The sequence below is a fragment of the Bacillus sp. JJ675 genome, assembly GCF_036963165.1.
GTDB classification, from domain to species: domain Bacteria; phylum Bacillota; class Bacilli; order Bacillales; family Bacillaceae; genus Bacillus; species Bacillus glycinifermentans.
In genome coordinates, this window is the sequence record NZ_JBALMR010000062.1 from 17,571 (window position 1) to 29,225 (window position 11,655).

Annotated in this window: 12 protein-coding genes; 10 read left to right on the plus strand and 2 right to left on the minus strand. The window is 47.9% G+C overall.

The annotated features are described in order from the left end of the window. The first annotated feature begins 32 nt into the window (after positions 1 to 32). The gene (locus tag V7126_RS16240; protein ID WP_173427485.1) at positions 33 to 1,730 is read left to right on the plus strand and encodes an NAD-dependent malic enzyme; all 1,698 of its coding nucleotides are present in this window, start codon (positions 33 to 35) and stop codon (positions 1,728 to 1,730) included. A gap of 40 nt (positions 1,731 to 1,770) precedes the next feature. Here the strand turns inward: V7126_RS16240 and V7126_RS16245 are convergent, their stop codons facing one another. Continuing rightward, positions 1,771 to 2,085, minus strand: a complete 315-nt coding sequence (locus V7126_RS16245; protein ID WP_046129285.1) for a PepSY domain-containing protein — start codon at positions 2,083 to 2,085, stop codon at positions 1,771 to 1,773. A 138-nt stretch (positions 2,086 to 2,223) separates the two neighbouring features. Between V7126_RS16245 and V7126_RS16250 the strand changes: the two genes are divergently transcribed. Further along, positions 2,224 to 3,297: a M42 family metallopeptidase gene (locus V7126_RS16250; protein ID WP_046129284.1), complete on the plus strand. Its 1,074-nt coding sequence runs from the start codon at positions 2,224 to 2,226 to the stop codon at positions 3,295 to 3,297. Between the two features lie 32 nt (positions 3,298 to 3,329). Here V7126_RS16250 and V7126_RS16255 read toward each other — a convergent pair whose 3' ends face one another. Then, positions 3,330 to 3,776 (minus strand): YtoQ family protein, encoded by a 447-nt coding sequence (locus tag V7126_RS16255; protein ID WP_046129283.1) that lies wholly within the window; start codon positions 3,774 to 3,776, stop codon positions 3,330 to 3,332. 252 nt (positions 3,777 to 4,028) lie between these two features. On the opposite strand from V7126_RS16255, the gene V7126_RS16260 reads away from it, so the two are divergent. From V7126_RS16260 to ytxJ, 8 genes are all read left to right on the plus strand, one after another. Next, positions 4,029 to 4,385 (plus strand): thioredoxin family protein, encoded by a 357-nt coding sequence (locus tag V7126_RS16260; protein ID WP_082094025.1) that lies wholly within the window; start codon positions 4,029 to 4,031, stop codon positions 4,383 to 4,385. A 19-nt stretch (positions 4,386 to 4,404) separates the two neighbouring features. After that, positions 4,405 to 5,214 carry a DUF1444 domain-containing protein gene (locus tag V7126_RS16265; protein ID WP_046129281.1) on the plus strand — a complete coding sequence of 270 codons (810 nt, stop codon included), beginning with the start codon at positions 4,405 to 4,407 and terminating at the stop codon, positions 5,212 to 5,214. A 17-nt stretch (positions 5,215 to 5,231) separates the two neighbouring features. After that, positions 5,232 to 5,837, plus strand: coding sequence for a YtpR family tRNA-binding protein (gene ytpR / locus V7126_RS16270; RefSeq protein WP_046129280.1), 606 nt, complete (start codon positions 5,232 to 5,234; stop codon positions 5,835 to 5,837). A 180-nt stretch (positions 5,838 to 6,017) separates the two neighbouring features. Continuing rightward, complete coding sequence (locus V7126_RS16275; RefSeq protein WP_335497715.1) at positions 6,018 to 8,714, plus strand: DNA translocase FtsK; 2,697 nt, start codon at positions 6,018 to 6,020, stop codon at positions 8,712 to 8,714. Between the two features lie 274 nt (positions 8,715 to 8,988). Beyond that, positions 8,989 to 10,287 (plus strand): UDP-N-acetylmuramate--L-alanine ligase, encoded by a 1,299-nt coding sequence (gene murC, locus V7126_RS16280; RefSeq protein ID WP_175076660.1) that lies wholly within the window; start codon positions 8,989 to 8,991, stop codon positions 10,285 to 10,287. Between the two features lie 148 nt (positions 10,288 to 10,435). Further along, positions 10,436 to 10,846 (plus strand): DUF948 domain-containing protein, encoded by a 411-nt coding sequence (locus V7126_RS16285; protein WP_046129277.1) that lies wholly within the window; start codon positions 10,436 to 10,438, stop codon positions 10,844 to 10,846. Positions 10,847 to 10,860: 14 nt separating this feature from the next. After that, a complete protein-coding gene (locus V7126_RS16290; protein ID WP_046129276.1) occupies positions 10,861 to 11,262 on the plus strand; it encodes a YtxH domain-containing protein in 402 nt (133 codons plus the stop codon). A gap of 22 nt (positions 11,263 to 11,284) precedes the next feature. Continuing rightward, the gene (ytxJ, locus tag V7126_RS16295) at positions 11,285 to 11,608 is read left to right on the plus strand and encodes a bacillithiol system redox-active protein YtxJ (RefSeq protein ID WP_046129275.1); all 324 of its coding nucleotides are present in this window, start codon (positions 11,285 to 11,287) and stop codon (positions 11,606 to 11,608) included. The last annotated feature ends 47 nt before the right edge of the window (positions 11,609 to 11,655 follow it).

Sequence of the window (11,655 nt, forward strand, 5' to 3'; positions counted from 1 at the left end):
TAGGTAATTAACATGTGAAAGGAAGGCTACGGGTGAGCTACAAAGATCTGAACGAGCATGTCATTGAAACCAAATTAAGGGGATTTGAAGTGCTTTCGACTCCCATGCTGAATAAAGGGGTGGCATTTCCGCTTGAGGAAAGGAAAGCCCTGGGCTTAACGGGGCTTCTTCCGCCGAAGGTGCTGACGTTGGAGGAGCAGGCGAAGCGGGCTTACAAGCAGTTTCGTTCACAGCCTGACGATTTAAGCAAAAACGTGTATTTGACTGCACTGCATGACCGGAATGAAGTACTCTTTTACAGGCTTCTGAATGATCATATGACAGAGATGCTGCCGATCGTTTATACCCCGACCGTCGGTACGGCGATCCAGCAGTACAGCCATGAGTACAGAAAGCCGCGCGGCCTGTTTTTGTCCGTCGATGACCCGGCCGGGATGAAAACGGCTTTTGAAAACCTGGCGGCTGAGAAGGATCGGATCGACTTGATCGTGGCTACTGACGCCGAAGGGATTCTCGGCATCGGGGACTGGGGAGTCGGAGGGATCGCCATCTCCATCGGAAAGCTTGCCGTCTATACGGCTGCAGCCGGAATTGACCCGAACAGGGTGCTTCCTGTCGTGATTGACGCTGGTACAAACCAGGAGAGGCTCTTAAACGATCCGCTCTATGTCGGAAACCAGCATTCGCGCATCAGGGGGGACCGTTATGAATCATTTATCGAGCAGTATGTTGAGATTGCGACAAAGACCTTTCCGGGCGTCTTGCTGCACTGGGAGGATTTCGGCACGCAAAATGCCCGCCGGATTTTGAAAAAATACAAAGATAAAATATGCACCTTTAACGACGATATTCAAGGAACCGGAGCGGTCACGCTTGCCGCCGTGCTGGCGGCCGTGAAAATCTCAAAAATTCCGCTGAAAGACCATAAAATTGTGATATTTGGAGCAGGTACCGCGGGTATCGGCAACGCCGAACAGATCCGGTCCGCGTTCATCAAACAGGGAATGTCGGAAGAGGAAGCGTACCGCCGTTTCTGGTGCATCGACCGGAACGGACTGCTGACGGATGATATGAACGATTTGCAGGAAATGCAAAAGCCATATGCTAGACCGGCCGACGAAGTGAAGGATTTTGAGCGGAACGGTCCCGGACAAACGATTGATTTGGAAGAGGTCGTCAGGAAAGTCCAGCCGACGATTTTAATCGGAACATCGACCGTCTCAGGCGCATTCACTGAAAAAATCGTAAAAGAAATGGCGTCTCATACCGAACGCCCGGCGATATTCCCGATGTCAAATCCTACGCCTTTATCAGAGGCGAAGCCGGAGGATTTAATTGCATGGACGGAAGGGCGCGCGCTCGTCGCTACTGGAAGTCCATTTGACCCCGTGCAGTATAACGGCACGGAATACATCATCGGCCAGGCGAACAACGCTTTTGTGTTCCCGGGCCTCGGACTCGGAACGCTCGTCTCAAAGGCAAAACTCATCACCGATAACATGTTCTTTGCAAGCGCCGAAGCGATTGCCAATATGGTTGATGTCGGCAAGCCGGGAGCGGCCCTGCTGCCTCAGGTGGAAGATTTGCGGACGGTGTCGGCGACCGTCGCTGTGGCTGTTATAAAAGCGGCCATCCAGGACGGGGTTGCCGGATCACAGCCTCAGGATATCATCCAGGCGGTGCAGGACGCGATGTGGCATCCGGTTTATCGGCCGATTCGCGCCATATAGCAAAGATGCGGCCCATCCAGATGGCCGCATCTTTTTTTCATTACGCCGCTGTCTCAATGACATCAACGATCATTCCTGTTTTTGCGTCAACCATGACCTCATATTGTTCAAGCTCTCCTAAACATGATCTGGTGATCCCTGTTTTATAGACGATGACGGTTTCGCCGTTGACGGTATAAGGCTCTGGGACGGTATATATCCAGGACCCGTCGATCGGTCCCCTCTGCTTAAAAGCCGATTTGACGATCCGCAGCGCTTTTTCCGAGGAAATATAAGGGGTCATGACATATCGTTTGACAGCGATGGCTGCGGCGATGCCGATCCCGGCTCCGATGAGAAAATGGCGCAATTTCATAATCATAGCACCTCCAAGGCTTCTTTTTTCCATTATACAGAACATGTCCTTCTCTGTTAAGGATGGGGTCTGCTGTGGAAACATATTGTATACTTGCTGTAAAATGTGTTTGAGATACATACGAAATGAGGGAAACTGATGAATCAGGAAACGAGAAAGCTTTTTCAAACGCTGACCGAACTTCCCGGCGCTCCCGGCAATGAACATCACGTCCGGGCTTTTATGAAAAAAGAGCTGCAAAAATACGCCGACAAGGTCATTCAAGACAGGCTCGGAAGCGTGTTTGGCATGAAAAAGGGGCGCGAGGGAAGCCCGAAAATCATGGTCGCGGGTCATATGGATGAAGTGGGATTTATGGTCACATCCATTACGGACAACGGAATGCTCCGGTTTCAAACGCTCGGGGGATGGTGGAGCCAGGTTCTTTTGGCACAGCGCGTTGAAATTCATACGGAAAACGGACCGATTCCGGGTGTTATCGCCAGCACTCCGCCGCACCTTTTAACAGATGAACAGCGGAAGCGTCCGATGGATATTAAAAACATGCTGATCGACATCGGTGCGGATGACCGCGAAGATGCCGAAAAGATCGGTGTCAAGCCGGGACAGCAAATCGTCCCGATCTGTCCGTTCACCCCGATGGCGAATGAGAAGAAAATATTGGCGAAAGCGTGGGATAATCGCTATGGCTGCGGGCTGAGCATCGAATTGCTGAAAGAGCTCCACGGGACGGAGCTCCCGAATACGCTGTATTCAGGAGCGACCGTTCAGGAAGAAGTCGGCACGCGAGGCGCCCAGACTGCGGCAAACATGATTCAGCCCGATTTGTTTTTCGCGCTTGATGCAAGTCCGGCAAACGACTCCAGCGGGGACAAAAACGAATTCGGCCAGCTCGGCAAAGGCGTGCTGCTGAGGATTTTCGACCGTTCCATGGTAACCCACAGCGAAATGAGAAACTTCGTGCTGGATACGGCCGAATCGAATGATATCCCGTATCAATATTTCGTCTCTGCAGGCGGCACCGATGCAGGCCGCGTCCACATTTCAAACGAAGGAATTCCTTCAGCCGTCATCGGAATCTGTTCAAGGTACATTCACACATCGGCCTCGATCATTCATGTTGACGATTACCTGGCTGCAAAAGAATTGATCATTCGTTTAGTCAAAGCGTGTGACAGCTCTTTGGTCAAATCGATTTTGCAAGCCGACTAAAATGATGAAACCTGTGCCGTAAGCACAGGTTTTTATTCGCTTTCAAACACGTATGACAGCGATTTGATCGCCTGGTTGACGGTTTCAACGGTGATATTGGCTTTGTTTGACAGCTCTTTCAGCGGATGATGCAGAGATTTGGGGCGGATGATGATCAGCGGTTTTCCTTTTGCAATGGCGTAGGAAGCATCCATGGCCGTGTTCCATTGCTTATACTTTTCGCCGAAAAGGGCGATGACAATATCCGCTTTGTTCATTAAAACCGATGTTCTGAAATTGTTTAAATCGGAAGCCGCATCGTCTTTAGCGACCGGGTCGGTCTGCTTGCCTAAAATTTCTTCTCCGATGTTGTCTGACCGGTCGTGATGTTCCATCGGTCCGACAAATGTGACAGGCAGTTTCAGCGATTTCGCCTTTTCCTTTACTTCCTCGCGCCAGTTGCTATGTATTTCCCCGGCAAGATAAATGGTAAATTCCATACAGGATTTCCTCCTTCCTTGTTTTAAGCTTTGTACGCCTTATCGGATATTTTTACCCGTTCAGCTTTCATGTTAAACGAGAATGGGTTGATAAAGCAAAAAAATTGTGCTAATGATATGAAGAAGGTTTCAAGCAGGCGTCATATCAGATTTTCCCCGCAGAAAAGGGGTATGATACATAAAAGAACAGTCATCCTTGGACCGGTGCCGGCAAAAATCTGGCGATAGAACCCGTTGTCTGGTATGATCCGAATGGATGATAAGAACAATACACTGGAGGCGTTGATCATGAAAAAAATCGAATCTAATGAAGAGCTGCAAAAAGCCGTCAATGATGACTTGTCCCTGCTGATGTTTTCAGCTGACTGGTGCCCGGACTGCCGGTTTGTCGAACCGTTTTTACCCGAGCTTGAAGCGAATTATCCCGAATACACATTCTACTATGTAGACCGCGACAAATTTATCGATACATGCGCCGAGTGGGATATTTTCGGAATCCCGAGCTTTCTCGTATTCAAAAACGGAACAGAAATCAGCCGCTTTGTCAGCAAAGACCGGAAAACGAAAGAGGAAATTGAACAATTTTTGACCGATTCCCTGAAAAAGTAGCAGAAAGGAAGTTCCCTCTATGAAAATGACGTCAAGGAAACTTTCCGATATCTTAAAAAAACGATTGCAAAATGAAAGCTGGACCTTTTATTTTGACAGAGAAAAAGATACGCTGAGAATTGAAGATAAAGCCACTAAAAAAGGCATTACCCTCGAGCTTCCCGGCATCATCGCCAAATGGGAGCAAAAAAAAGACGAGGCCATCGATGAAGTCGTCTATTATACCGAGGAAGCGCTGAAGGCAATGAAGGGCCAGGCCCAAGAAATGGAGGGGCGGGAAAGCCTGATTTACCCCGTCATCCGTTCGACGTCATTTCCTGAAAAGTCGAGTGCCGGGATTCCGCTTATATTCGACGATCATACCGCTGAGACGAGAATCTACTACGCGCTGGATCTTGGCAATACGTACCGGCTGATTGACGAGAAAATGCTTGAAAAAGAAGGCTGGACAAAAGAGCGGATCAGGGAAACGTCTTCTTTCAATCTTCGCTCGCTCAAAACCGTTGTCAAGGAAGACGTTGTAGCCGACAACCGCTTTTACTTTTTCAGAGCAAACGACGGCTATGATGCAAGCCGCGTGTTGAACGAATCGATCCTTGCCGCGTATGAACAAAAAGCTGAAGGAGCGCTGGCGGTCTCCATTCCGCATCAGGATGTATTGATCATTGCTGACATTCGCAATCAGGCAGGGTATGATATTCTCGGGCAAATATCGATGAGCTTTTTTGCGAGCGGAACGGTCCCGATTACGGCGCTTTCGTTTTTATATGAAGATGGAAAGCTTGAACCGATCTTCATTCTCGCTCAAAACCGCCCGAAAAAGAAATGATAGAAAGGATTTTTTTGATGAACGCATTTTATAATTTAGAAGGAGTAGGCGACACGCTTCTCATCTCTCTTCACGACATTCCACGCGAGAACATGGCTTTCGAACGCTTCGGAGATGTCGTTAAAATCTTTGATAAAGAAACACAAGAAACATCAGGATACAACATCTTTAATGCCTCATCCTACATGAACCTGACCGAAAACGGACCCATCGCCCTTTCTGAAAGCTTTGTCCAGGATGTAAATGAAATTCTGGTCCGCAACGGATTAAAAGACGAGCTGACCGTCGACCTTTCTCCGAAGTTCGTCGTAGGTTATGTCGAAGAAAAAGAAAAGCACCCGAATGCCGATAAATTGAGCGTCTGCAAAGTCAACGTGGGAACAGAAACACTGCAGATCGTTTGCGGAGCTCCGAATGTTGAAGCAGGCCAAAAAGTCGTCGTCGCCAAAGTCGGAGCCGTGATGCCAAGCGGCATGATCATCAAAGATGCCGAGCTCCGCGGTGTGCCGTCAAGCGGGATGATCTGCTCTGCAAAAGAATTGAACCTTCCCGACGCGCCGAAGGAAAAAGGGATTCTCGTCCTTGATAACAGCCGTGAAGCCGGAGAAGCCTTTGAATTTTAAAACGGCATAAAATGAACCAAACGTTCGAATACATGTGAAAGAAGCCGCTGGGTCAAAAACTTGGCGGCTCTTTTATTCGTCGGACGGACAGGAAGCACCTTGTTCTTTTCTGGCGGGTGAAGCAATGGTATACTAAAAACCGTCCCCGAAAAATTCAAGGGAGTTAGAGAGTGATGATTCATGAGCTGGATTAGCAAAATGTTCGGCCTTTTTTTAGGCGAAGATGAACATAACGAAAAAAACACGAAAAACATGTCAGAGGAGCCGCTTTCAGGCTCGTCTTTTGAAGAAAACGAAGACATGCCGCAAATATCAGACGCAAAAGTCGTTTATGAATACCCAAAAGGCAAGTTCCGCTTCCCGGTGATTCCTGATCAAAAAACACAGCAAAGGGAAAATACAAGGGAGCCTCAGCAAAGACAAAGGCAACGCCATTCCTACAGCAACCCTGCAACAAGGCAGCGCCCATCCGATGTTTCAAGAAATGATACGGAAAAACCGGCTAAAAAGCCATTTAAACCGTCGGTCATCCCTTCGCCGATTTACGGCTATCACGAACAAAAAAGAATCAAGCCAAACCATTTGCCGGCCAAAAAGCAAAAAGAACCGCGCGTGACGCTTCTCACGGAAGAAATTGAAAAGGAACAGCGCTTTTTTGAACAGCCAATCCAAAAAGCGCCTTCTCACACTGTCAGTCAGCCGGCGGCAGATCCGGAAAAGCCGGATCAGAAAGCGGCTGTCGTACGGGAAAACAGCGTTTTTGATGAAGCATCAATATCCCGTGCATATGATGATGAACAGGAAGAAGCGCGGACCGTTCGGGAAGAAAGCGATACGCAAGCTGCGGAAAAATCCGCCGGCTATGTTGAAGAAAAATCCCGTGCAAATGATGGTGAACAAGAAGAACCCCGGACCGTTTGGGAAGAAAGCGATATACAATTGGCGAAAGACCGCGGAGACTCTCTTAATGAAAAAGAATCCGGAGCCTCCGATTTAACGGATGAAGCGCCGGTCGAAAAAGCCGGAGAAAGCGGGGAAGAGCAGAGCTTTTTCGAAGAAAAAGGGGCATCTGTACATCCGCCGCTCTCCTCAGAGGAAACGGGAGCGCTTATGAGCAAGGCTGGAGACCTTGGAAACGAAGCGATGTCAAGTCAAGGCATTCAAATGGGTGATGGAAACCAGTCGCCTGAACAAGCAGAAGAAAACGAACAGGCATTTCCTGCTGAACAAAGCCGTAAGGACCCTGAACCGCAAAGCGTCAACAACGAATCGCAAGCAGCCGTACGTGAAAAGAATGAAAGCCAAGAGCTTTCCGATTCGAAGGCCCGCGGCAACGCAAGCGGAGATTTGACTGCGCCGAAACCGAAGCACAGGTCATCTTCCGTACCGTTTAATGTCATGATGTTTGCTGCAGATAAACAAAAAGAAAACGCGGCAAACGCCTCCCGCGGATACGAGTTCCCGAGTTTGGCCCTGCTTGATGTTCCGCCAGCTCAAAAGCGGGACGATCAACCATGGATAAACGAGCAGCGGGAGCTGTTGGATGTGACCCTCGAAAACTTCAATGTCAGAGCGAACGTTGTTCATGTTACACAGGGGCCGTCGGTGACAAGGTTCGAAGTGCACCCAGAACCTGGAGTGAAAGTCAATAAAATTACAAACCTATCGGATGATATCAAACTGAGCTTATCGGCAAAAGACATCCGCATCGAGGCGCCGATTCCCGGAAAGAATACGATCGGAATCGAAGTTCCGAACCTACATAGCAAGATGGTGTATTTGCGCGAAATGATCAGAAGCCCGGAATTTAGAACAAACCCGTCTCCTTTGACGGCGGCTCTCGGGCTCGATATTTCCGGACAGCCGGTGGTCTGTGATCTGAAAAAAATGCCTCACGGATTGATTGCAGGGGCTACGGGATCAGGAAAAAGCGTATGTCTGAACACGATTTTAGTCAGCCTGCTGTTTAAAGCCGACCCTACAGAGGTGAAGCTGTTGCTCATTGACCCTAAAATGGTCGAGCTTGCTCCGTACAACGAAATTCCGCATCTTGTCAGTCCTGTCATTACGGATGCAAAAGCGGCTACGGCGGCCTTGAAGTGGGTCGTTGAAGAAATGGAGCGCCGCTATGAATTATTCGCGCACTCCGGAGTGCGCGATATTGAGCGCTTCAACGAAAAGGTTCATGAAAAGAAAATGGGCGAAAAACTCCCATATCTCGTTGTCGTTATCGATGAGCTTGCCGATCTGATGATGGTCGCCCCGAATGAGGTCGAAGAAAGCATTTGCCGAATCGCCCAAAAAGCCAGGGCGTGCGGCATTCACCTGCTGATTGCGACACAGCGGCCGTCGGTCGACGTCATCACAGGCTTGATCAAAGCGAATATCCCGACCAGAATCGCATTTTCCGTTTCAAGCAACGTCGATTCAAGAACGATTATCGATATGGCCGGGGCGGAAAAGCTGCTTGGAAAAGGAGATATGCTCTTTTTGGAGAACGGGTCCGGGAAACCGGTGCGCCTTCAGGGGAACTTCGTATCTGACCGCGAAATTGACCGGGTCGTTTCCCACGTAAGGAAACAGCAAAAGCCGTCTTATTTATTCGAGCAGGAAGAGCTCGTCAGACAAAATCCGGCAGGCTTTGATCATGACGAACTGTTCCTTGAAGCGTGCGAATTCGCCGTTGAACAAAACAGCGCCAGCACCTCGAGCCTGCAGAGGCGGTTTAGGATCGGCTACAACAGGGCCGCCAGATTAATCGATATGATGGAAAGAGAAGGCATGATATCGGAAGCAAAAGGAAGCAAGCCGAGAGAAGTGCTGATCACGCGTACGGATTTGGAACAGCTGATAGAAAGTAGTTCACTTTTCAGCTAAACATGGTATGATAGCTGTTGGGCGTGTTTTTTTAAAAAGTTTGGTGCGCCATAAGAAGAAAGCGCCGTAAGCGGCGTTTTCATCCGTTTTAAGAGAACCTTTCGGAAGGTGCAAAAAATCTTTCGAAAGGAAGGTTTAATCAATCTTAAAAATGCCTGATACTAAAAATATCGAAGCAAGTTAGAAGAACATTGATGCGGCCAGGCTTTAGGTTGCAAATTGAAATAAGCGTCATATACTGGGAAGCAGATAGACGTTTGTTGGAGGTACAATTATGACTGTTTATCATTTTGTCGGAATAAAGGGGACAGGTATGAGTCCGCTTGCCCAAATTCTCCATGATAATGGATATACTGTCCAAGGATCGGATATCGAAAATTATATTTTTACACAAAAAGCGTTGGAAGAAAGAAATATTCCGGTTTACCCTTTTGATCCCGAAAATATTAAACCGGGAATGACCGTTATTGCCGGAAACGCCTTTCCCGATACGCATCCCGAAATCGAAAAAGCCCTTGCAGACGGGCTTCCTGTCGTTCGGTATCATAAATTTCTCGGGGAGTACTTGAAGAAGTTTACAAGCATTGCGGTCACGGGCGCTCACGGAAAAACATCGACGACAGGGCTGCTGTCGCATGTTATTCAAAAAGCAAAACCGACATCGTATTTAATCGGCGACGGAACAGGAAAGGGAAGCGAAAACAGCGAATATTTCGTACTTGAGGCGTGTGAATACAGAAGGCATTTTCTGAGCTATCAGCCGGATTATGCAATCATGACGAATATTGACTTTGACCATCCCGATTACTTTGCAAACATCGATGATGTGTTTGACGCCTTTCAAACGATGGCTCTGCAGGTGAACAAAGGGATCATCGCGTGCGGGGATGACGAATACTTGATGAAGATCCATGCCAACGTTCCTGTCGTATACTACGGCTTTGCGGACGAAAACGATTTTCAGGCGAGAAACGTCATCAAAAATACGGAAGGCACCACTTTCGATGTTTTTGTCCGGAATACATTCTATGACACATTCTATATACCGGCTTACGGAAGCCATAATGTCCTGAACGCGCTGGCCGTCATTGCGCTTTGCCATTATGAGCAGGTCGATGTCGACATCATTAAAGAAGGGCTTAGAACCTTCAGCGGCGTCAAACGGAGATTTAATGAAAAAATCGTCGGCAATCAAGTGTTGATTGACGATTACGCACACCATCCGACTGAAATCACAGTGACGATTGAAGCGGCAAGGCAGAAGTATCCTGATCGTGACATCGTTGCGGTATTCCAGCCGCACACTTTTACGCGGACGCAGTCTTTCCTGAACGAATTTGCGGAAAGCCTGAAAAAAGCCGATTATATCTATCTTTGTGACATTTTCGGCTCAGCCCGCGAGAATGCAGGGAAGCTGACAATCGCCGATCTGCAGGAAAAAGTAGGGCAGGCAAAGCTTATCGATGAAAATGACACAGCCGTTTTAAAAGAGCATGAAAACGGAGTTCTGATTTTTATGGGAGCCGGAGACATACAAAAGTATTTAAAAGCATATGAAAATGTATTAGCGTAACATAAAAAAGGCAGTGTGAGTCCATTCCGCTGCTTTTTTGTACATAAAGGAATTCAATGGTCCGTGTAGAAAAATATATACAAAAGAGGTTTACAATTCGGCCAGTTGGGTATAAACATCACTGTAAGCCGTACATAAGGAGGATTAGATGATTATTATTCTTTATTTAAGCGCTGCACTCATTGCCGTAGCTTTTCTCATTTTAGTAATCTACTTATCAAAAACGTTAAAATCGCTTCAATTGACGCTTACAAACGTGGCATCGACTTTAGAGGGGCTTGAAGGACAGATGAAGAACGTGACAGCGGAGACCGCAGAGCTCCTTCATAAGACGAACCGCCTGGCGGATGACATCCAGGAGAAATCGTTGAAGCTGAACACGGTGGTAGACGCGGTTCAGGAAGTCGGCACATCGGTCCGCCAGTTTAACGCTTCGATTCAGCAGGTGTCTGACTCTGTTACGTCAGCGGCAGAACAAAATCGCGAGAAAATTTCTCAAGTTGTGAGCTGGAGCAATGCAGCTTTGGAAATCTGGAATAAATGGAAACAAAAAAGATGAAGGAGGAATAAAACATGGGCAAAGAAGGAATGAATACTAGAGATTTTCTCATCGGCACGTTCGTAGGCGGTATCATCGGAGCAGCGACGGCGTTGTTTTTGGCGCCAAAATCAGGGAAGGAGCTGCGCGATGACATTGGGAGCCAAGCCGCTGTGATCAAAGATAAAACGTGCAAACTGACAAACGAAGCGAGAGAAAAAGGTGCGGAATATGTCAGCATTGCAAAAGATAAAACGTCTTCGATTTCACAGCTTGTCTCCGATCGATCCACACAACTCATGGATAAAGTCAAAGACCTTCGAGCCCAGGGAACAGATAAGGCCGTTGAGCTGAAGGAAGATGCTGCCTCTGCGATTGATGAGGCTGAAGAGGAAGCAAAAACTGAAGGAAAAGAAACAGAGACAGCCCAGAACTAATACGCAGAAAGGGAAGATCATCATGTCAAAGCAGCTCATTCAAACAGAGGATGAATTTAAACAGCTGGAAACGGACCGCACATTCGTCTTTTTTAAGCACAGTACGACATGTCCCATCAGCCGGCGCGCGTTCGAGGAATTTGAAGCATTTGCTGAAGGACACGAAGACATTCCGGCATATTTTTTAACGGTGCAGGAGAGCCGCCCGTTGTCAAACTATATCGCCGAGCAGTACGGGATCAAGCACGAAAGTCCCCAGGCAATCGTTTTTGAAAACGGGAAAGTAAAATGGCATGCTTCCCATTCACAGATTACCGCTCAGGCGCTTGCGGAAAACAGCAAATAGGCTTTTAGAAGCGAAAAAGGCCAATTCGTACTGATCTGCACCCTGTC